This is a genomic window from Agathobaculum desmolans ATCC 43058 (assembly GCF_000701665.1).
GTDB classification, from domain to species: Bacteria; Bacillota; Clostridia; order Oscillospirales; family Butyricicoccaceae; genus Agathobaculum; species Agathobaculum desmolans.
Genome location: NZ_JNJN01000050.1, coordinates 1 through 21,596 on the forward strand (window position 1 = coordinate 1; position 21,596 = coordinate 21,596).

Here is a 21,596-nt window from a genome sequence, read left to right on the forward strand (position 1 = left end):
TTCCGGTCTCGGGGAACCGATACATCCACTTCGCCAAAGCTGGTGCGCAGCCTTTTGCTGCTGTGGCCGTTACGGCTGTTGTCTGTGTCCTTGTTCTTATAATCATGTTTGCTGTAGCCCAACTCGTCATCCAGCTCTGCTTCCAGACTATTCTCCATGAACTCGGTAATGTCTCCTTGAACAGATTCTGGATGTCATCCATACTTCCGATGTTTGCCATTTGCAGCAACTCTCGGATCTTCTCTCGACGCGCGTTTTCTTCCGGAGTACGGTTCTTTCCGGCCATATGGTAATCCTTCTGTACGGTGCTGCTATTCTACACCACTCAGGAGTTTTACACAAAACTTGGGATAGGCTCAATTAAAGAATTTACATAGTAATAGTATCCTTATTTCTGATTATAGACACAAAAGACTCAACTCAATTTGTGTGCCTTGTTCTGAACTTTGAAGGATGGAAACATCACCGCCGTGTTGTCGTGCAATTTCTCGAACAAGGGCTAAACTAAGTCCAGCACCGCCCATAGCACGACTTCTTGATTTATCCACCCTGAAAAAAGGCTCAAATATTTGTTCCCAATCATCTTGAGCAATCCCCATCCCTGTATCGGTAACGATTATTTTAGCAAGCTTATCATTTCGCTTGATTTCAACAGAAACCGCTCCTTCTGGATGATTATATTTAATTGCGTTTTCGATCAAATTGTAAATTGCCCTGTAGAGCAAGGTATCATTGCCGATCATTTCAACATCCCCTGGTTTTTGCGTAAGGGTGATCTCTTTCCTGTCCGCAACGGCTGATAAATCACAGATAACTTCCTCGGTTAGCGCAGCAAGAGAGATATGGTCATTTTTTGCGGCAGACTGAAGTTCGGTCATTTCCAAAAGGATGTCTATTACATGACCCAGACGATTCGTCTGAAATTTCATCCTGTCGATCATCTCTTGGGAATCCGCATCCTCGATTTTGTTTTTCTTTTCAAATACTTCTAACTCGGCCTGTATTACCGCAAGGGGCGTGCGAAGTTCGTGGGCAGCGTTGGCAGAAAACTGCTTTTGTATAAGAAATGCATCGTTCAGCCTGTGAAGCATTTCATTAAAGGATTCCGTAAGACGAACGATTTCAGCGGAATCACTTTCCAGAAGAACTGGTTGCTGCAAATTTTTTGCTTGAATCTCCTGAATTTGCAGACTGAGCTTCCGCAATGGAGACAGTGTATGTCCTACAATCCAATATATTAGAAAACTGCTTAGCAAAGTAACAATCAATGTTATCAGTACGCTTTTTTCCCAAAATTCAGTTTGTGTACTTCTTACCATATCAGAAAGAATTTTTGTGGTATCAAGGTATATTTCAACATTTCCGGAAGAATTTTCAGAAAACAGTTCTTCGGGGAATATGGTTGTTATTGTATCCTCAATATTACTCATATAGAATATAGCAGACTTGCTGATGGCATAACTGAGGGAAAGGCAGGCGACAATGACCAATAATGCAGTGGTCAGTGTGAGTTTCCATTGAAGCGAGAGCTTTTTCCTCATTCTTCACGCCCCCTTATCAAGTATCCCTGACCAATTCGGTTTGTGATCGGGTCATATCCCAGAGCGGCTTTTAGCTTCTTTCGCAGTGCGGAAATATGTACACGGATGGAATTACTGAAGCTATCCACACTCCCATCCCACACATGTGGAGACGGTCTGTTTGATGTCAAGGGTCGAAGGAAAATAGGCGCGAAAGCCCAGTAATACTGCGGTTTTCGGGCGATCGGACAAATTTGGCATCGGGCAGGGCAAACGCTTCTCGGTAACTTATCCAAGGGCAATCCGGCTCAAAAAGTGTGAGAGTTGAGTTGCCTTGATAGATGTCAATATGTTGAGTTGCCGAGTTAGATGTTGGGGTAGTTGTGGCTGTGAGATAGATGTCAGAGGAGGTTTTGTATTTGTTTAGTACTTATGATATACGATCTTCTGCAAATGCCTGCAAAACATTAGTAGGACTAAGCGGAGTAGACATTTCAACTTGGGAACAATTCGTAGGGCATGAAAGCGAATACAGATATACAGATGATTTAGTGGAAGATGTAATAAAAAGATTCGGACATCTTCCGAGGACATATCTTGATTTTAATTTTGTGTATTTTCACGTGACGACGAGTGCAAACGAGTGTGAAGCCATAAAGAAATATGGAATCTTAGATTTACAGCAAGCATATCTTTGTGACGAATCAGAATTGAGAGTTTTTTTAGACCGGCACGGGATAATAATAAATATAGAGGACGCTCTATTGACATATAATGGGAAAGTCTTTGATATTTCTTATAACGCTGGCAATTGTCCCAGAACAGGTACACAGGAATATTTATGCTGGTCGATTGGAAGAAAGTTCTATTATGATTTTACGACTTGCGGGTTTTTATCGGTATGGGAAAGAAGTCCTTACGGGGGTCAGGTTCATCGTCGCCCGGAAATACTATGGGATATTGACAACCTATTAAGATTAAATTTATCTGAGGAATGGGAGCAGTCGCATTTCCCATATGAAATAGTAGCTCAAGTAAACGGTTCCGATATTGTTTTTGACGGGGACGATGATCAGAGCGATAAGGACAAAGTATTGATGTATTTAACGATGGCTTACGATACCGCTTTTGGAGAGCCATTTGAACATATCCTCCTGATGAAAAACGGTATTCAGATTTCTCCAGATCGAATAATTGAAATAAAACCTTTAACATGTTGGAGGTAAAGCAAACAAGCATCTCAGATAATAAGTCTGCGATGCTTGCTCTTTTTATGATTCTATGTCGATTGTAATGCCGGACTTGAATTCCACGGTGAAGTGGTCGGCAAAGACGGTGATCTTCTCGATGAGCTTTTTGACCAGCGCTTCATCAAACTGTGTTATGTCGGTTTCCTGCTCGGAGATGAAGTCCTGCAGCTCCTTGATCCGGTTCATGGCTTCTTCCCGGTGGTGGCTGTCAAGCTCTGATTGTTCTTTCTGTTCACGGAGCCGGAAAATCTCATCAGCGATGGCGTCATAGTCCTGTTTGTTATTTGCCTTCTTGATGAGCTCTTTTTGAAGTTCCTCCAGCCGTGCCTGAATGCCGTCCGGTGAGAGAGTGTCAGCGTTAACCACGGCCTTGGCTATGTTCTGCTGTAAGGTTTTCAGGAAAAAGTCCCGTTCAGTAAGAATCTGATGGAAGGCCTTGACCGTGACTTCCTGCAGCAGGAGCTCGTTGACCGTCCGGTTGGTACAGTCCTTTTCAGCGGAGGAGGGCTCCAAGCGACTGATGCAACGCCAGACGATGGACTTGCAGCCGTGGTTGTTCCAGTGAACGCGCCTGTAAAGCTCGCCGCAGTCTCCGCAGAAAACCATCTGTGCAAAACAGTGATTGCAGGAGAAGCTGCGTTTCTTGCCGGTCGGGCTGACGTGGACTACCCGGCGACGGACAAGCTCCGCCTGCACCTGCATGAAGAGCTCTTTCGGAATGATCGCTTCATGGTCGCCCTCGACGTAGTATTGAGGAACGGTGCCGTTGTTCTTGATGCGCTTCTTTGTCAGGAAGTCTGTGGTGTAGGTCTTTTGCAGGAGTGCGTCACCCATGTATTTCTCGTTGCGGAGAATCTTGTTGATGGTGCTGGTGTGCCATTTTGTCTTGCCAGCGCCGGTGAGGATACCGTCAGCCATAAGCCCGTCGGCGATCTTATCCATGCTGGAGCCTTCGAGGTATTCCCGGTAGATGCGCTTTACGATTTCTGCCTGCTCCGGATCGATGATCAGGTGCCCATTTTCATCCTTGGTGTATCCGAGGAATCGATTGTGATTGACCTGCACCTTACCTTGCTGGTAGCGGTACTGCAGTCCCAGTTTGATGTTCTGGCTCATTGACTGGCTTTCCTGCTGGGCAAGGCTCGCCATAATCGTGATCAGCACCTCGCCCTTAGCGTCCAGCGTGTTGATGGCTTCCTTCTCAAAATAAACAGGTATGTTCTTATCCTTCAGCTGCCGGATGTATTGCAGGCAGTCGAGAGTGTTTCGAGCAAATCGGCTGATGGACTTGGTGATGACCATGTCGATGTTACCAGCCATGCACTCGTCGATCATTCGATTGAATTCATCACGCTTTTTTGTGTTGGTGCCGGAGATACCGTCGTCTGCAAATATGCCCGCCAGCTCCCATTCCGGATTCTTTTGAATGTACTCGGTGTAGTGCGTGACCTGAGCCTCGTAGCTTGTTTCCTGTTCTTCGGAATCCGTGCTGACGCGGCAGTAGGCTGCAACACGGAGTTTTTTCTGCGCTGATTGCTTTACTGTATTTCCGACCTGCCGTCTGGCCGGAATCACCATTACATTTCCCATTAGCTTACCTCGCTTTCAATGAGGCTGTAGAGGTATTCTGCCTGCAGCCTCGGATCTTCATAGTGTTGCTCTGCCGCAGCCATACGAAAGCCGGTAGGAGACGCTGCGGGTTTTACACTCTTTTTCCTGTTCAGCCTGCCAAGTTTCCCGGCGCGTTCAAATCGGATGGCGGCAGCTTTATCGTAGGTTTCCTGATCAATGATAGCCGGGTAAAAGTCGTCTCCGAGGTAGTGCCTGTTTTCCATCAGGCGCTTTGCCGTGCCGTGGTAGGTTTCAATGCCAGCAGCGGCAGCAGCCTTGGCCAGTGCCATCCCGGAGAGGTAATTCTCATAGAGCTTTCGTATTTTATTGGCTTCATCCTCTTTAATCGTGGCGCAGCCGTTTTCAATGCTGTAGCCGTAGGGTGTATGTCCCATGTATTCACATCCTTTCTCGAAGCGTCAGACCGCATTTCAGTTCAAAGCGCACTTCATTTCTGGAGCGGACAATGATGCGGTTCACATATTCTTTAAACAGGTCATCATCGAAGTCCTGAAGTATCCCGCCTTTTTCTGTATAGTGCAGAAGCGCTGTGGCTGCGGTAACCTTTGTTACATCTCCGGAAACAGCGTTTTTTAAGGCGTTGATCTCATCCCGGAAACTGTCTGCCTGCGAAAGCAGCTCGTTCGTCTCTTTGTTGAAAAGGATCGGGTCGATGATGCCCTGTGTCATGAGCTTTGTCAGCGTCTCGCGCTTTTCTGTATTCTGCGCCAATAGGGTCTGTATTTCCTGAATGCGCCGAAGCGAGTCATCAGACGATGTGTTTTTCAATGCTTCAACATATGGCTTTAGGATGATCCGGTGCGCGTAGACCAGCTTGTTCATCATGGTGATGAAAGCCTGCTTCAGATCATCGTCCTTTACAAAAAGCATGTGGCATTTATCCTTATCCTTGATGTGGGTACTGCAGCACCATGCGGTGTATTTGTATCCGGTGCAGCTGTGTATCCGGCGCTTAAAGGTATCGCCGCACTCGCCGCAGATGATCTTCCCGGAGAAGGTGTAGCGATTCTGGTATTTGTCGCTCCCTTTGACGACACCTTTTTCCGTTGCCCGCTGGTGAATAAAAGCGTGAGCGGCTTCAAAGTCCTCCCGGCTGATGATTGCCTCGTGATGATCCTTGACCATGTACTGTGTCTGCTCGCCGTGATTGTTGTGTCGGACAAAGCGTGAATCCGAGTACGTTTTCTGGAAAAGGCAGTCGCCGACATATTTCTCATTGGTGAGCATCCCGCGAATGGTTGTCGCCGTCCAACGTCCGTTTCGCTTGGTAGGAATGCCTCGCCGGTTCAGGTCGTCCGCGATGGCGTGGGTACCTTTACCGGAGAGCAGCGCTGCGAAGATTTCCTTTACCACAGCCGCCTGCTCCGGATTAATCACCATCTGCTCGCCATCCCAATCGTAGCCGTAGGGTGGGTAGCTGACCTTATAGGTGCCACTCTCAAAACGTTTCTGGATTGACCACTTGTTGTTTTCCGATATGGAAACAGACTCGCCTTCGGCCATACTGGAGAGAATTGCCAGAAACAGCTCGCTCTCCATTGAGCCGGTGTTGATGTTTTCCTTCTCAAAATAAATCGGAATGTGCAGGGCGAGCAGTTTTCTTACCAGCTCTAAGCAGTCCGTTGTGTTCCGGCTGAAGCGGCTGATGGATTTTGTGATAACAAAGTCCACTTTACCGGCCTTGCAGTCGTCAATGAGTCGTAGGAGCTCCGGGCGCTTGTCCTTCTTGGTGCCAGTAATGCCTTCATCGAAATAGAGTCCAGCAAACTCCCAGTCATCACGGGATGTGATGTAATTTTCGTAGTGGGTTTTCTGTGCCTCAAGGCTTTCAAGCTGGGCATCGGAATCCGTAGAGACGCGGCAGTAGGCGGCTACCCTGATCTTCTTGAGTTTAACTTTCGAGCTCGGTGTTTCTGCGATTTTCGTGACTTTTTTCAAGGGAAGTCCCTCCTTTCCGTACGTCTATACATCACTCTAAAGCGACTACATATCAAGGGATTTTCGGCATTATTTCCGCGAACAAGGGAGAGAAAGTTTCCCGATTGATGGCGGTTAATTTGTTGAATTCAGCCACAGAAATGAGGCCGTCATCGAGCATCTTCTTTGCGATTGTCTGTGCTCTGCGGTAGTCCAGATCGCCCTGAATCAGCTCCTGCGTGAAATATCCAGATTGAACATTTGTGATTTCGTCTGTCATAACATATCCACCTCCAGTTTCCACTGGAGATGAACTGCCTTTTTGAGCGGAGGAAAATAAAAAAGCCTGCGGGCATTCCGAAGAACACTCGCAGGCATAGCAGATTGGATATTCAGTTATTTCACTCTGATCTTCCAGCCGGTCAGAATAAGGTTGACGTTTTTGATGAGCGTCGGGTTGAGCTTCTGGATCGCCGAAACCGTGGTGCTGTATTTCTTAGCAATTCCGGAGAGGGTCTCACCGCTTTTCACGGTGTAGTAGACAGGAGTAGATTCCTGCTTTTTCACCAGAGCATTGACCTTTGCCTGCACGGCAGAATAATCATACCCTGCAGCGGTGAGGCGTTCTTTGCGGTCGGTTCCGTTTCCCCATTTGCCGTCCAGCACCTCTTGCGCCAGCTCATCTACGGTCTTTGCCGGAGTGACCGGAGCAGGAGTGGCAGGCTTGCTGTCATCGGACGCAGACTTTGTAAAGCCGTTGAAGCCGCCGTTCTGGATAATGGCAGGATAATCCACATAGGCGTAGTCCATATCCACATTACCACTGATGCCGTCAACAGAGCCCTTGGAAGAATACTGCCAGATGCCGTAGTCGCCCTTATAAGAACATTTGCTGGCATACTGCGCTACCCAGTGAGCGTAGGGCGTGAGCTTCGTGTCATCCATGCGTTCCTTGAAGCCGGAAACAGCGGAGCCATAGATCCCGACGAAGTATCCGGCATCCTCCATCGTCTTACAGAAAGCAATGGTGGCCTCAGTGATTCCGGCTTTGACAGAAGCGGGCTGTGCCTCGTTATCCATATAGACCGGATATTCCAGCTGCTTGCCCTTCAGGATATGCAGGAAGCGCTCGGCATCTGCTTTTCCGGCGGCAGCAGTCACGCAGTCTTTTCCGACAAAGTAATAAGCGCCGATCGAGATACCGGCAGCCTTCGCACCTTTGTAATTTGCTTCCCATTTGCTATCCGTATAAAAACCGGCATCGGAGCCGCCAGCCTTGATGATGGCAAACTCAATACCGGCCTTTTTGACCTTATTCCAGTCAATGGTTCCCTGCCAATGACTGACGTCGATTCCTTTTCTCGTCATATTATTTTTCCTCCTCATTGTGACGGTCGTGGAGCTGCTCCAAGACCTCCTTTAATTTCTCCGGTACCGGCAGGCCGAGATGTGCTGCGTTCTCCGTCAGTGACAGGCCTTCATTGGACAGGTAGAAGAAGATGATCGCCGTGCGAAGCACTCCCGGATGTCCAAGTACCTGAACATCAATGACGTTTCCGATGCCTACCAGTAGAAAGATCAGCACCTTGCGGCAGATTCCCTTAAAGCCGACCTCGCTTGAGAGCTTTTTGTCTGAGATGGCACACATGATGCCGGTAAGGTAGTCGCAGACCACAAAGATCACAAGTGCAATCAAGAGCCCGTCACAGCCGCCAAGGAAATAGCCAAGCCAGCCTCCGACAGCGGCAAATACCAGTTGGATCGTGTTCCAGAATTCTTTCATGAGAAAATCCCTCCTTTGTGCAAAATAAAAGCCGCCTGCATTTTGCAGACAGCCTCGTGAACTGAATCCGTGTATGAAGTTATATCTGTTTCGGCAGCGCTTCCCAGAGCCGCATATCCTCCTGTCCCAGCGACCACATGGCAAAACCTCTCACTCCCCAGCGGTAGGCCGCTTCGTTTGCCCAGTAAACGAGCGAATCCACATCCTGATAGTAGAGGATGGAAAAGCCGTCTGCGTCTCCGAGAAAGAGCCTTGCTATCCAGATGTCGATATCCTTTGGCGTGATGGTCACCGTATAATCGTTCCCACAGGTCAGAGCAAGCTCATGGGAGTGGTAGAATTCATAATCCAGCGAAATGCTCTCGCTGCGTGTCGCATCCTCCTCAATATCCGAGGTCAGCGTAAACACCTGAAATTCCGTATCCCATGTGACATTCGACCGACTGATCCTGCCATACTGCGTAACTGTGCCGTCCGGGAAGGTAACATCAAAACGCTCATAGGGCTCGTAAGTCCACGCATCGCCAAGACGGAGCAGTTCGCAGACCGTCCGGTTATCTGACCGGTATCCGGCATAGCCTCCGGAAAAGCCGCTGACCGTAGCGGTGAAGCGAAGCGTATAGGAAGAACCAGAATAGACACGCACCTTGTTTCCACGGATACGCATTTCGACCGTGTACATGGATGGATCGGTACGAAGGTCAGTGTTTGCCGTCCGCTCTATGGTCTGGCTGTAGCTGCCAAGGAGCGTGCTGCCGTTATAAAGCTCCACAGCCTGAGAATCATAATTCAGGCAGCAGAACAGATCACCACAGAATACTCCGGCCTTGCCACTTCCTGTCGCAGGAAAAGCCAGCCTTGCCCGCAGGTGAATATCGGAAAAGCTGTCGTATTGCCATGCGAGCTTTCCGGAGCCGTCAAGCTGAGAGTAAACGCGGCTTTCGGAATATTCATCCTCGCGCCATACCGTCCATGAGCCTGAAAGCGTCGTCCAGTAGTTTGTTTGCAGCACACCGTAGTCCCGGAAATCCTCATACCAGATGAGGGCAGAATCCGGCTTTCGTCTCAGCATTTCGCAGGTGAGCTTGAAAGCTCTGTTCGGTTGACACTCGTTGCCGTCCACGTCGATAAAGTGGCGTGGAGAGAGCGTAAAGGTCGCAGTGCCTGCAGAGGGAGCCTCCGAAAAGCTGCTGCAAACACGATAACCGTAAAACTGTACACCTTTTACATCTACGGATATCACGATAGTATGCGTTCCGGCAGATAGCGAAATGTTGCTGGCGAGCGTCGTCCAGAAGGTGCTTCTCCAATATGGCCACCAGAGCCTGCTTTCCGTAAAATGCGTCGTGTTGCCGTCAATCGAAACATAGATGCCGTTTTTATCCCAGAAGGGATAACAGAGGCGGATGGCGATGTCGTAGGTTCCGGCTCTTGAAACGGAGAAGGTATATGTGGCAGAGCCAGCGTCACCGAGAGTGGCCACACCGTTTTCAAAGGACACAATGCCGGAGTAGGAGCTTGTCGTTCCATCAGCGTCCACATAAATGGTGCCGAACTCTGTGAGTTGCTCTTTGCTGTAAGCCGTCAGGTAATGCCTCCTGTTATAGGTTCCGTTCATCAGAGGATACTCATAGCTTGTGGCATCTCTGCCTTCCATGAAGTCGTAGACTTGCGGAAGCGCCCAAGGCACCATATCGTAGTCATCCCAATATGCGAGGATCGGGATGAAGGGCTGCGGAGGAGCATCGTCCGTGAAGTTGTATTGCCCGGTCATCCAGTTCTTTGCCGCGTAATAGGTATTTGATGTGCCGCGATAGGTTTTACCGAGGTTTGCAGGAAGGTCATAAATCTGCCAGTTCCAGCCGTATGCAGGAAGGCCGAAGAATATCTTCTCCGGATTCATGACTGTGACCGCATAGTCGTAAATGCCCTCAAGCCAGTCCCTTGGAGAGACGGCTCCGGGAGCAGAGCCTGCCCACGCCATGCCATAGCTCATGATGGCTGCCGTATCGCAGTAAGCGTTGAGGTCGCCGTAAACGCACCAGTTTTCACCTCCGACCGAGCCGTTGATGGAATTCATACCCGGCAGGCAGATATTCATGAGCTTGCTGCTGTCATAACCTTTTACTGTGTTATAGATATTCCGAAACATCGCCGTAGAGGCAGCGTGCGTGGAATATCCGTCGCCTTTCTCAAGGTCAATGTCGATGCCGTCGCACCACGGGTATTTTTCCATAATGCGGACGATCTCCGAAAGGAAGGTATCCTGAGCGCCGTCGGTGTTATCTCGGAGAGCTGCAAAGATACTGTTCGTGCCATCGTTGGATATCGTCAGCAGCCATTTGATGTGCGGCCATCGGTTGATGTATGTCAGCATATTGGAAATAGCCACGCCGCTTTCCGTGATGATACCGGTGCGCGATACCTTAAAAGAAAAGAGACCCACCTGTGACAGGCGGTCTCCATATGCGGCAAGTGCCTGATACATTCTGGAATTGCCCATGAATGTCCAGACCATGCACTTGCGGCCTTTCAAATAATCATAGCTCACAGGGCATCACCTCCGTCTTGCATTTCCTGAAACTCAACATAGATGCGTGCAGACTTTTTATCTGCCACTGTAATCGGGTGCTTGCTGTCACCGGCAGCGGAATATTGGAAAAAGCCGTCCTTGGATGTTGCAGCACCGTTCTTCAGGCACTTCCTCGTAGAAGCAAAAAGGTCAAATTCATCACCGGCAGCCGCCGCTGCTTTAAAAGTAGCCTTATGTGCACCTTCACCCAGCGCAAGCGATATACTCCCGGCAGCCATCGCCTGAATCGGAAAGACCTTGTAGTCAAGACCGGCAGCAGTGGAGCCGAGGTTGAAGATGACGCAGGTAGCAGCGGAGCGGACGATACCGTTATAAAACCTCCTTCCGTCTGTAGCATCATCGCCATCGTATTTTTCCAGAAACGTTTCGGCGTTGATGACAAAGCCTGTGACTTTATCGCCTTCCTGCAGCATCAGATCGGTGAACCAGACCGAACCGGTGCAATCTATGAGGGTGGGCTTTACCGTAATGTTTACGACGCGCTTATCCTGCTTTTTTGTAATTGTCTCTGTAAAGCGTGTAAACTCCGGCATTTATCCGTCCTCCGTCCATTGAATTTCTGATACATGTCCTACCCAGCCGGTGGCGATGGAGCCGCCCTGCAGGAGCATATCTGTGATATAGACTGTACCGGTGCAGTCAGTCACGCATACCCGGATGGTGATCTTTGTAACGCGGCCATACTGAGGAGAGACATCCTGTGCCACGTGTGTAAATGAAGCCATAGAAATCCCTCCTTCAGATCAGGTCTATAAATCGTGTTTCCGTTGTTCCGTCCTCGTATTCAAAGGTCACCTCAATGCCCACCTGTCCATTCGTACCTTTTGAGAGATTCTCAGAGGCAATCTGCGCCGAAAAGGTATAGCACTGCCGGTTGGCGGGCGTTATGGTCTGTGAAAGACTCTTTGTGGTATTCAGCGCACCTTCGCATTTGAAGGAAGCCGTGCCGGATACGCCATTATCTGCATCCACGGTAAATCCGGAGTTTTGCCAGTAGCTAAGACCGGAATCTGCTCTGGAATTACGCAGGTGATTAAACGGCACCAGATCCTTCATTTCCTGACTGTCTATCAGATCGGTAGACTCCAGCGTATCGGCTGCGCTATCCCAGCGTGAGGAGGAATCGCCCAGTTCCCGGAGGGTAGTGGAAAGCTCCAGCACCGTATTCCAAGGCTCCTGCAGGTTGTATTCCCTACGGACGATTCTGGTCTTTACAGACAGGTTCAGGTCATCATCCTTCACCATGACCGTATCGCCCAGCGCCCATGTTTCATGTTCATAGCCGGTCAATACTGACAGATCCATCGCCTTTAGCACATAGGAGATACGCGGAGAGGCATAGTCTGCAAGTCGCATGTTGGCATATTCCAGCATCTGATATGGATTGGTGAAGTTCGAGCAATCCAGCGTAGCAATTCGTATTTCGGAAGTATAGGTCGTGTCCTGCACATATTCGTTGCCGCCATTGATCGAAGCAAAGGTCATGCCGTCCTTGCCATAGGCGTAAAGCCTTGTAATCAGGCTGGTCGTATCAATGACGCGTTGGATGGATTTCATATTTTTCTTGTAGCAGAACAGTACGCCGGAATCCTCACCGGAGAAGGTTAGGAGCTTCACGATCCTGTTTGCGTTATCAAAAATCAGGTCGCCGCCGTGAATGTTCTGTACTGCACGCAAAATTGCCAGCGCGTTTTTCTCAGAGCAAGTCCAAGTACGCTTTGTGGAGACATTAACTGTGCCCACATCCCAGTCGGTACCCTGCAGGGCATAAGCCATCGGCACATCAGCCGTGTCTGCGTTAAAGGTAATCTCGTCCTTTTTTACGGAGTAGGCAAGGTCATAGAATGCCGCTTCCGCATAGACCGTTGTGATGGCCTTGCCGCTTTCTTCCTTGTCGTCCGTAATCGTGCGGATGCGATAGGTGTCGCTGACAATACGCACGGTCTTTTCGTTATCAATATAGGCGCGTTTGCTGTCCTGAAACGGCAGCTTAAATTCCAGCTCATCCACGCCGTTGATCTCACTGGTCACTATGATGTCATAGGCGTTATCCAACACAGCTTCCACATTCCCGTCTGAGTCCAGAATGACCGGTCTTGCATAGCCAAGTTTGGTATAGAGAGGCTTTGGATTATCGTACAGACTGATAGATGTCAGCGTAGGAGTCCTTGCTGTATTTGTGGTAGAAAGCGTGACGCGGTACTTGATGTATTTCTTTGCAGGAGATTCCAGCTCGCCGTTTGCACCGACAGCCTGCCACTCTGTCCAAGTGGAGAGGTCATCTGAGGTGGCTGTTTCCACAAGTGAGATAGAGGTCTCTCCCGGAGAGTAATCTGCCTTAACAGAAACTCTGCCGTTGCCAGTCACGCCACAGTCCCTTGCTGCAGTAATGAGCTGTCCGCTTGACGGATAGACAGAGTCTGTAGCTCGAAGCGTAACGACATCCGGTGTCGTCAGAGCGTCCACATCACCGGTCAGATCTGCACCGTTTGCGGAGAGCGATTCCAGAAAATATTCTGCAAGGTCATCGGCAGTTAGATCAGAATCACAGTCGAGGAACCAATCATCAAAGCCGCCTGCATACCAGTAGGAGTCTGCGTGCATTCCCCAGATGAGGTCAGCCACACAGCTACGGTTCAGCTCTCCGGTAAAGGTCAGCACACTTGACTGCCAAATCGTGCCGGAGCTCTTATCGCCAAGGATGTATTGCGCTGTCTTGGCATTTGGCTTAATCACGCATGCGATAAAATACCAGTAGCCGTTTAGCAAAGAGAATGATGGCGTTACAGACGTATCGAGGATCAGAGAACCGGAGGAGTTATACAGCATAATCCTCGGTTTTCCTCTGATCAGCGACAGATAGAAAATCGGCTGCCCGGAACCGTAGCGGGTATTCAAGATCGGAGTATAGGTGTTGCCGACTGAATATGTCGTGGGCTTCATCCAGCCGCCGACCACGATGGTTTCACCGAGGCTTGAGAAGATGCTGCCGTCGTTTTCTACCTTCAGGTAGGTTTTCTCCGATGAAGGATTATTGATGTTCATCTGAAAATAGCGACCGAAATTGCCTGTTTTCATATCTGCGGTTGTTCCGCTCCAGTTATGAATATATGCCTTGCGATCCTTCCCGGAGGAATCCGCCAGATAATCATCTGCATCCGGTTCGGACTCGTTAAAACGCCAGAGACCGTCGGGAGCCCATGCAGCCGGGAACTCGCCGGTGAAGGCATCTTGGGTATTCAATATATTTTTAAGAGCCATGCAATATCACCTCCAGCGGCTTCTGGCTTGAATGTTCAGTTCCGTAAATGTTGTACTCGTACCGACTGCAGCAATCACGATGGTATTATCTCCCGTATTTAAGACCGGGAAATTCAGCTCCGACAAAAGCGGGAGACCGTTTCGGAGGGTTTCTCCGTTAGAGTCAACTACTTTTGCCGTCATCAGATCGGAGTCAATAATCAATGTTTCTCCGGCGGCAAGCCGTCCAATGATCTGTAGCTCGCTGCCGTTTGTGGTTATGGAGATATACGAGTCCGTCCCGGAAGGAATTACACCCGTTAAGGAGTAGACCGGGTAGGACTCGATATTCCCAAGAGCGCGAGACGCGGTAAAGGTTCCGGTTTCCGCAAAATCAAAGGTCTCGTCTGATATGGCATAGCCATAAGGGTCTGGGCAGAAAAATTCCAGATCAAAGGTGCAGGAATTACGGACTGCCCGGTCAAAGGAGAATCCGGATGTAAGCCTTGCTTCATACACTCGTCCCGGTTCCTTGTCCAGAATGAGCTGGCAGAGGCCGTTGTCCGGATTCAGCCATTCGATAATATCGTCCTTTTTTGAAAGAAACTGCTCGTCCGTCTTTCCCGGAGGAATGAAGCAGGAAATCAGTATCTTTCGCTCGGATACCGTTTCTCCGAAATCAAATACACCGTGCCGTCCGGGCATGGTGATCGTGTTGTTTCTAAGATCCGGCATACGGTATTCGTTTGTAATTCTTGTCGCAAGTCCCATAGACTGGGAGGTTGTTCCGTTAAATGAAAATCCCATGTTACACCAGTCCTTTCGCCCTGCGTCCGGCAGTCAGCAGAGTATTGAGCTGCTGAGAAATCTTCCGGATATCGTCGTCGCTTCTGACACTCATTTCCTCGATATTGATGAGAGGCTGGTCGCCTGAAACACTGAGGGTAGCGCTGCTTACTGCATCCTGAATCATGGAACGCAGCGAGCTCACACCGACCACAGCTTCATCACCGGCCTCACCGCCGCCAAGAAGCGTGCCGCCGCTCTGGCCGAAGATGGTCGCATCCTTTAAGATCATGCCGCCGGACATCGCCTTCTTATACCAGTCCACAGAAAAGTGCGGTATGGATGGCGGGTTCAGCGAAAAGCTGCCTGTGATGGAGAAATGCGGCAGCTTGATCTTCGGCAGGCTCCAGCTGAAATTGAATACGCTCTTTAGCTTGTTTACGATGCCGGATACCGTGCTCCAGATGGTATTGAACACATTCGAGATGGTACTCTTGATTCCATTTACGATATTGGACACCGTGCTCTTGATCGCATTGAAGCCGTTGCTGATGCCGGATTTCATGGTATTCACCACATTCATGACCGCGCTCTTTATGCCGTTCCAAACGGAAGTGACCACGCTCTTTACGGCATTGAAAATCGTAGAGGTCGTAGTCTTGATGGCATTCCATGCGGTGGTGATGACCGTCTTTATGGCATTCACGACAGTTTCAACAGCTGTTTTTATCGCGTTCCAAACAGTAGTAACCACGGTCTTTATCACGTTCAGGACGGTTTCGATGATCGTCTTATAGATATTGAAATAGGTGGTCACCACAGTTTTGATTGCATTGAAAATGGTTTCAAAAAAGCTCTTGATGCCATTCCAGATCGTAGAGATAACCGTCTTTATGGCATTCATCACGGTTTCGACCGTGCTTTTTATCGTATTCCAAGCTGTGGTAAGAAAACTGCTGATTGCATTTACCACAGTGGTGAAGGTGTTCTTTATTGCCTCCCAGACACTGACGAAGAAGTCCTTGATCACCGTCCATACAGTAATGGCGATCTCTTTGACATTTTCCCAGAGGTTGATCCAGAATTCTCTGAAGCCCTCGCAGTTGTTCCACAGGTAGATAAATGCAGCTACCAGCAGACCGATGGCCGTAATGATCAGGCCTATCGGATTTGCCGCCATGACAGCATTCAGACCAGCCATCGCTGTCTTTACTCCGGCCATAGCAGTGGTAACAGTAGGAATAATCGTCATAATGGTACCAACAGCGGATATAATCTTACCGACGATTACAAGTACCGGCCCGATTGCAGCAGCCACGAGCGCAATTTTCACGATCATCTGCTGCATAGGCTCTCCGAGGTTGTTCCACCATTCGGCGAGGGATTTTAGCTTGTCAGAGAGCTCTTTTAGGACAGGAGCAAGAACTGACATCAGGGAGTTGCCGACCTCTGCACCGGTTTCCTTCAGAGAGTTCATGGTCATCTGGAACTGGTCAATCGGGTCGAGTGTCTCATTGAAGGTGTTCTCGACACTGCCTTCAAAATCTCCGAGGAAGCCGGAGAAATCCGACAGGTTGAGCTTTCCGGTCTGCACGGCATTATAAATGGAGGCACCGGCCTTACTTCCGAAAAGGTCATAGGCCGCCTGCAGTTTTTCTGCATCGCTGCCGCTTCCCTGCATGGTAGCAGAAAATTCGGCAAGCACCTGATCCAGTGTTTTACCGTCTGCCGTTGCATTTTTCATGGCGGTCTTTAAGCCCATCATGGCGGCAGAGGTATCAAGACCTGACATTTCCACCATGCCCATAAAGCCAGCGGCCTGTTGGGCGGTGAGTCCCATTTCCTTCAGCTGCGCGGCATTGGAGGAGAGGGCGTTTGCCAGTGTATCCATATCAATGCCGGTGGCCTGACCGGTTGCATTTAAAGCATCCAGAAGATTATCCGCCTCAGAAGCGTCCATGCCGAAGGCGTTCATAACGGAGGATACATTGTCGATAGATGTCGAAACATCGGTATCATTGAGCTGGGCAAACTTGATGAATTTTGCCGAGAGGTCATCCAGCGCCTGCCCGGTCAGGCCGAAACGGGTGTTGACCTCGCCGACAGCAGCACCGGCAGTTTCGAAGTCCGTCGGTATCTCCGTGGCGAGGTCTTTTACGATCTGGCACATATTTTCCAGCTCATCACCTGTAGCGCCGGTTTTCTGTGCAACGATGTCGAGGCCAGCATCCACCTCGTTAAAGGCGGCAATGGAGGCAGCGCCAATGGCGACAATGGGAGCCGTTACATGCGTCGATAGGCTCGTGCCGACATCAGATATTTTCCCACCGACCTCCTGCAGTTTAGAGCCGGTCGCCCGGAGTGTTGCCGTGATAGAAGTATCTGTTTCCCGACACTGCTGTTCGAGGTTTTTGAGCTCGTTTTCGGTCTCTATGATCTCACGCTGCCATGCATCATATTGCTGCTGGGTGACGGTACCGTTTTTAAGTCCAGCATCCATCTGGTCTTGCACGGACTTCAGCTGTGTGAGCTTTTCCTTCGTTTCGGAGACTGCCTGTTGTAGGAGCTTCTGTTTCTGTTCGAGCAGCGCGGTATTTGTCGGGTCGAGCTTTAGGAGTTTGTTGACGTCTTTTAGCTGCGACTGAGTTGATTTGATTTCTTTGTTTACGCCGGAGAGGGCTTTGGAAAGGCCGGTCGTATCGCCGCCGATTTCCACGGTTATGCCTTTTATTCTGTCGGCCATGCGGTGACCTCCTTCCTGTTAAAATCGATCCATCTGCTCCTGTGTCGCGAGCGCAGGATAGTTGTAATCGTCGTTGCTCATTTCTGCATACATGTCATTGACAGTCCCGATAGTGAGCAGGTCGAGCTCCGAGATGGAAAGCCCGATCTGCACACACCGGAGTAAAAAGAGCGGGGTTGTCATTTCCCGCTCTGTCGGATGATGTTTTTTTTAGATTCCACCTGCTGTTCCACATTGAGTCCCCACAGCTCGATGATCTGAGGCAGGATTTCATAAATGGAGAAGGTGTTGAACTGGTCGAGCCAGTCCTCCGGAGTATCCGGGACATCAGGATTCTGATGCTTTGCCATCAGCCATGCGATGTTCTCAAAAAGCTCCAGACTGAAAGTGTCCAGATTGGAGCTTTCTGCGTCGTTTTCATCGATGCCTTTCTGCAGCTCGTTTAAATCCTTGTAAATATCCCTGTGGAACTTATTTCTGTAAAGGCGAGGAATGGCGGCTGAGGCGCGGAACTGCACCTCTTTGCCGTCAACTTCGATTGTTTTTGTTACTGCCATATCGCGCCTCCTTATTCACCGCTACTTACTGAAGCACTCGGCTCATATACAGAGCTGTACCAAGCGTCGTAAACAGCACTTGTAGTGTTCATACCAGTTTTGACCTTCACAATGCCGGAAGGGAGCGGAGAAGCTGTGATGGAGAGCGTCTCAGTCTGCACCTCGGTAGAGTCCTCCTTGGTGCTGCCGGTGACGGAAGGACGGGTCGCGCTGCAGTAATACATGCAGTGACGGATCTTTCTCTGGTCACCGGAAAACTCAAAAAGCAGTGCGAAATGCTCCGGCTCTACATCCTTGTTCTCAACGATGACGCCGTTTGCATCCTCAGTCTCATGCATGACATCCGTAAGAAAGCTCTCCGGGATCAGCGCCAGCTCAAAGTCGCCGGAATAGCCGTTGTTGTTTGAAACCATGTAATATACGGAGTCGTCCGCATAGAATGGATCATTATCTCCCTCAGCATCCAGCGAAAGGGATACGGCACCGGGCATTGCTACGGGTGTACCAAAGGTGACAGTGCCGTCAGCGGCAAGCGTAGCAATGGCGTAGTGGCAGTTTTTAAGGCCGAACTTGACCTTGTTACTCGTGTTAGGCATAGTTTTTAACCTCCTATGATCTGTGTTTGATATAAGACCTCGTACAACTTTTCCGACTCGATCCATACCTCAGATTTCTCATAAGGTAGGTCGTGGGCGATTAAGATGTCCTCGATCTGGGTTTCTGTTTCCGGGTCTTTTATGTCCGTGTATAATTCGATGTTCAGTTCATCAATTTTCTTGAACACCGTGTCATCCGCGAACATATTGTCAGAGCCCGGATAAAGAAAAATGAGGAAGGGTGGGTCTGGTGACTCGCCTTCGGCAAAATGGTCATAGGCAAGCGGCAGACCGGCTTCCTCTAACATGGTGATTACATCGTCGTATGTCATGATCCACCTCCCAGCTTCTGCTTGATGGTATTGACGAGCTTTTCGTTTCCGCGCTCCTCGGCTGAGGCGATATGAGGCTGTGCCGGAACACGTCCGCCGCCGCGTTTCACATGCCCGTGCTCCAGAAGGTGTGCCAGCTGATAGCGGTTCCTCGAATGCACTACAAGGTCAATGCTCTGTGAATCCTCATGCATATTTTTGACTGACCAGCTTTTCTTATATTTGCCGGTATCGACCGGAGCGCCAGCCTGAATATCCTTACGGACGGAAGCAGCCGTTTCTTTCACAGCGGCCTTCATGTCATCTGTGGCGAGCTTTGAATATTTTTCGAGCTCCTCCATAATGGCTTCACCCATCTCGTTTATTGATACATTTCTACTCATGCGTTCTTCTCCAGCTTGCAGTTGAATTTCAGGCTGTTATGCTTATAGCCCATCGGATTCACATAGGTGATGTTGTAGGTGCGGCCTTCTGCGATGATCCGGTATTTTGTCGATTCCACATCCGCGAGCTCAGAGCAGTAGCGGCAGGTGAAGTCCAGCGATTCCTCCGGATTGATGACTACACCGGAAGATTCGGAACCGGAGCTCGTGCCGACAGTCGCCCAGCAGGAGAAATAATCCGCCCAGCCGGTTTTGTGGTTTCCGTATTTGTCGACGATGACCGTATTTTTCTGGAAAGTGACGCGCACCCTCATAGCTGCTATATTCATGAAAACGCTCCTTCCCGTATTGCAAAAAGAAGTGAGCGTAGTGTCATGGTAAGAGCATGGTGGTCGGCTTCCTCCCTGTGCTCAAAGAGATAGGCACAGGTATAGAGAATAGCGACCTTCATGGTTTCCCGGATTGCAGACAGCTCCGCTTCGGTATATTCATCTGAAGAAGCCGCATCGGAGTCGACAACTTCCCACTGATCATCCGTAAGTCTTGCAATATCAATACATAAGCGAATTGCGGAGGCCAAGAGGATACCGACCGTGGCATCCTCATCCGACGAATCTACGCGCAGATAGGCCTTCGCATCTTCAGTTGAAATCAAAGCCACGGTCGTTCACCTCCTTGCCTTAAGAACCGGAAGTTGCCTTCATGTCAAGAATCTTGATGCCTTCGGAAAGGATCAGCTTGCCGTCAACACGTTCCGTGCAGGTAAAGCCGACCTGACCGTTGGTAGCGTAAAGCTCGTTGAGGCGCTTGATCGTGCGACCGGCTCTATCAGCGATCCAGTAGCAGGAGAAGTCGCCGAATGCGATGGCTCTTGCACCTGCGGCCATTGTAGGTACCTTCGGAGAGGTGTAGAGCGGATAGCCAAGCAGTCTGTCAGGCTCTCCGGCAGTAAGAGCAGGCTGCCATACATAGACACCGTTCAGATCCTTGAGCTTTCTGATAGCTGCGACAGTGGCATCATTCATGAGGAACTTCGCCTTGCTGCGATAAGGAGCCTTGAGAGAGTACACAAGGCTGATCAGCTCATCGGCGGTAATTGCTGTAGCGGAAGCTGCGGTTACGCCGGAAGGAGCACCACCAGCGGCAGAAGGGATGAACAGGCCAGTAGGTCTGTCGATAGCCGTCTGGCCGGTCTGCACAGCACCGTTGATGAAGGCATCCTCTTCAGCTTCACCGAAGGCGCGACCGAATTCCTCAGAGATGTAGCCTTCGATATCAAAGAAGCTGTCGGAAAGCAGCTCGTCGGACACCTTGATGAGGTCAGTCAGCTTGAAAGCGTCAATGCTGGTCTGAGCGAAGGTCGGATTGCTCTCGGTGTAGGCACCGTTCTCGGCAGTCCACGCCGCCTGCGTGTGACCATTTGCCACAGGGATCTTGCGCTCGTTCTGTGTGGTAATGACCTTGCAGCCGATAGTACGCATGATATTGTTTTCATTGAGCGCCTGAACAAGGGTGTGTTCGAATTCAATCGGAACAAGGTACCCGCCGTTTGCATCGGTTCCTTCCTCAAGTACATCGCGGATTGCGGGATTGCCGGGATGACGGATGTTGTCCCAGAAGGCCTTTTTATAGGCAGCAGAAGCTCTGCCGGGCTTATCCTCCGGTTCATCCTTTACACCGGGCTTTCCGGTGAGCGGAGTAGAAGTCGGTGCGCTCATCATCTTGTCGATCTGCTCCTGACGCTGCAGGCGCTCGATATCCTTGGTGAGGTCGGTGACTTCCTTTTCCATCTTGTCGTAGGTTGCAGCATCCTCCGCAGAAACCATGCCGCCGTTCTGAGAGTGGCTATTAAGAAACGCCTTAGCGGCCTCCCATGCCTTCGCTCTCTTGTCCATGAGTTCCATAATCTGAGTCATAATAAAAATCCTCCTGTTACTATATAGTTGTCTCGGAAATGTGGTAGCCAGCTACGAGCCGAGACATCTCGTTGCCTAAGCTGTTAGAATAGGAAGGTAATGGTCTGACCCAAACCTCCAAGGGCTTCACCGCCCGTATTGAAGTCAGTCAGCCATCCTCCTATTCGCAGTGTTCGATTTGTGCAGGTAGAACCGCGTGTTCGTGTCACCAAACAGATAGAATCGGCAATGGGTAGAATGGCTTTGTCCATTGCAATTTCTTTTTAGGAGTGAAGAACATGAACGCAGCAGGTATCGATGTTTCCAGCAGAAAGAGTACGGTCGCTGTCCTTCGTCCTTTTGGTGAGG

At 49.8% G+C, this 21,596-nt stretch carries 21 protein-coding genes and 2 pseudogenes; 1 reads left to right on the top strand and 22 read right to left on the bottom strand.

Translation table 11 applies throughout. The features are described 5' to 3' along the window. The 3 genes and pseudogenes from T363_RS16885 to T363_RS15685 all read right to left on the bottom strand — a co-directional run. Nucleotides 1-286, bottom strand: a pseudogene (locus T363_RS16885) (transposase); the annotation flags it as partial. A 112-nt stretch (nt 287-398) separates the two neighbouring features. Further along, complete coding sequence (locus T363_RS0111485) at nt 399-1,541, bottom strand: sensor histidine kinase (protein WP_031476007.1); 1,143 nt, start codon at nt 1,539-1,541, stop codon at nt 399-401. Next, nucleotides 1,538-1,690 (bottom strand): annotated as a pseudogene (locus T363_RS15685) (helix-turn-helix domain-containing protein); the annotation flags it as partial. The pseudogene T363_RS15685 and the gene T363_RS0111485, both read right to left, overlap by 4 nt. A gap of 249 nt (nt 1,691-1,939) precedes the next feature. Here T363_RS15685 and T363_RS0111490 point away from each other — a divergent pair. Then, nucleotides 1,940-2,746: a hypothetical protein gene (locus T363_RS0111490; RefSeq protein WP_031476009.1), complete on the top strand. Its 807-nt coding sequence runs from the start codon at nt 1,940-1,942 to the stop codon at nt 2,744-2,746. Between the two features lie 45 nt (nt 2,747-2,791). Here the strand turns inward: T363_RS0111490 and T363_RS0111495 are convergent, their stop codons facing one another. The 19 genes from T363_RS0111495 to T363_RS0111590 all read right to left on the bottom strand — a co-directional run bounded on the left by T363_RS0111495 (nt 2,792) and on the right by T363_RS0111590 (nt 21,248). Beyond that, complete coding sequence (locus T363_RS0111495; RefSeq protein ID WP_031476011.1) at nt 2,792-4,360, bottom strand: recombinase family protein; 1,569 nt, start codon at nt 4,358-4,360, stop codon at nt 2,792-2,794. Beyond that, nucleotides 4,360-4,776 carry an integrase gene (locus T363_RS0111500; RefSeq protein ID WP_009242888.1) on the bottom strand — a complete coding sequence of 139 codons (417 nt, stop codon included), beginning with the start codon at nt 4,774-4,776 and terminating at the stop codon, nt 4,360-4,362. The genes T363_RS0111495 and T363_RS0111500 overlap by 1 nt, the downstream gene beginning before the upstream one ends. 4 nt (nt 4,777-4,780) lie before the next feature. After that, nucleotides 4,781-6,340 (bottom strand): recombinase family protein, encoded by a 1,560-nt coding sequence (locus tag T363_RS0111505; RefSeq protein ID WP_031476013.1) that lies wholly within the window; start codon nt 6,338-6,340, stop codon nt 4,781-4,783. Between the two features lie 52 nt (nt 6,341-6,392). Next, a complete protein-coding gene (locus tag T363_RS0111510) occupies nt 6,393-6,599 on the bottom strand; it encodes an SHOCT domain-containing protein (RefSeq protein ID WP_031476015.1) in 207 nt (68 codons plus the stop codon). A 116-nt stretch (nt 6,600-6,715) separates the two neighbouring features. After that, nucleotides 6,716-7,687, bottom strand: a complete 972-nt coding sequence (locus T363_RS0111515) for a GH25 family lysozyme (protein WP_031476017.1) — start codon at nt 7,685-7,687, stop codon at nt 6,716-6,718. A gap of 1 nt (nt 7,688) precedes the next feature. Next, complete coding sequence (locus tag T363_RS0111520; protein WP_031476019.1) at nt 7,689-8,102, bottom strand: phage holin family protein; 414 nt, start codon at nt 8,100-8,102, stop codon at nt 7,689-7,691. A 79-nt stretch (nt 8,103-8,181) separates the two neighbouring features. Next, nucleotides 8,182-10,605 carry a glycosyl hydrolase family 18 protein gene (locus T363_RS0111525; RefSeq protein WP_407919079.1) on the bottom strand — a complete coding sequence of 808 codons (2,424 nt, stop codon included), beginning with the start codon at nt 10,603-10,605 and terminating at the stop codon, nt 8,182-8,184. A gap of 44 nt (nt 10,606-10,649) precedes the next feature. Next, entirely contained in the window at nt 10,650-11,228 is a 579-nt protein-coding gene (locus T363_RS0111530) for a hypothetical protein (RefSeq protein ID WP_031476022.1), read from the bottom strand. Next, entirely contained in the window at nt 11,229-11,420 is a 192-nt protein-coding gene (locus T363_RS0111535) for a hypothetical protein (protein ID WP_022117855.1), read from the bottom strand. Nucleotides 11,421-11,433: 13 nt separating this feature from the next. After that, nucleotides 11,434-13,956: a phage tail spike protein gene (locus T363_RS0111540; protein WP_031476023.1), complete on the bottom strand. Its 2,523-nt coding sequence runs from the start codon at nt 13,954-13,956 to the stop codon at nt 11,434-11,436. 6 nt (nt 13,957-13,962) lie between these two features. Beyond that, entirely contained in the window at nt 13,963-14,742 is a 780-nt protein-coding gene (locus T363_RS0111545; RefSeq protein WP_009242880.1) for a distal tail protein Dit, read from the bottom strand. Nucleotide 14,743: 1 nt separating this feature from the next. Then, nucleotides 14,744-17,464, bottom strand: a complete 2,721-nt coding sequence (locus T363_RS0111550) for a phage tail tape measure protein (RefSeq protein WP_031476024.1) — start codon at nt 17,462-17,464, stop codon at nt 14,744-14,746. Between the two features lie 179 nt (nt 17,465-17,643). Next, complete coding sequence (locus T363_RS0111560) at nt 17,644-18,021, bottom strand: hypothetical protein (RefSeq protein WP_031476025.1); 378 nt, start codon at nt 18,019-18,021, stop codon at nt 17,644-17,646. Nucleotides 18,022-18,032: 11 nt separating this feature from the next. After that, complete coding sequence (locus T363_RS0111565) at nt 18,033-18,617, bottom strand: major tail protein (RefSeq protein WP_031476026.1); 585 nt, start codon at nt 18,615-18,617, stop codon at nt 18,033-18,035. 5 nt (nt 18,618-18,622) lie between these two features. Then, nucleotides 18,623-18,949, bottom strand: a complete 327-nt coding sequence (locus tag T363_RS0111570; protein ID WP_031476027.1) for a hypothetical protein — start codon at nt 18,947-18,949, stop codon at nt 18,623-18,625. Next, complete coding sequence (locus T363_RS0111575; protein WP_031476028.1) at nt 18,946-19,332, bottom strand: HK97 gp10 family phage protein; 387 nt, start codon at nt 19,330-19,332, stop codon at nt 18,946-18,948. The genes T363_RS0111570 and T363_RS0111575 overlap by 4 nt, the downstream gene beginning before the upstream one ends. Continuing rightward, on the bottom strand, nt 19,329-19,661 hold the full coding sequence (locus tag T363_RS0111580) for a phage head closure protein (RefSeq protein WP_009242873.1): 333 nt from the start codon (nt 19,659-19,661) through the stop codon (nt 19,329-19,331). Before T363_RS0111580 ends, T363_RS0111575 begins: the two co-directional genes overlap by 4 nt. Next, the gene (locus tag T363_RS0111585) at nt 19,658-19,993 is read right to left on the bottom strand and encodes a head-tail connector protein (protein WP_031476029.1); all 336 of its coding nucleotides are present in this window, start codon (nt 19,991-19,993) and stop codon (nt 19,658-19,660) included. Before T363_RS0111585 ends, T363_RS0111580 begins: the two co-directional genes overlap by 4 nt. 19 nt (nt 19,994-20,012) lie before the next feature. Beyond that, nucleotides 20,013-21,248, bottom strand: a complete 1,236-nt coding sequence (locus tag T363_RS0111590) for a phage major capsid protein (protein WP_009242871.1) — start codon at nt 21,246-21,248, stop codon at nt 20,013-20,015. Nucleotides 21,249-21,596 lie beyond the last annotated feature (348 nt).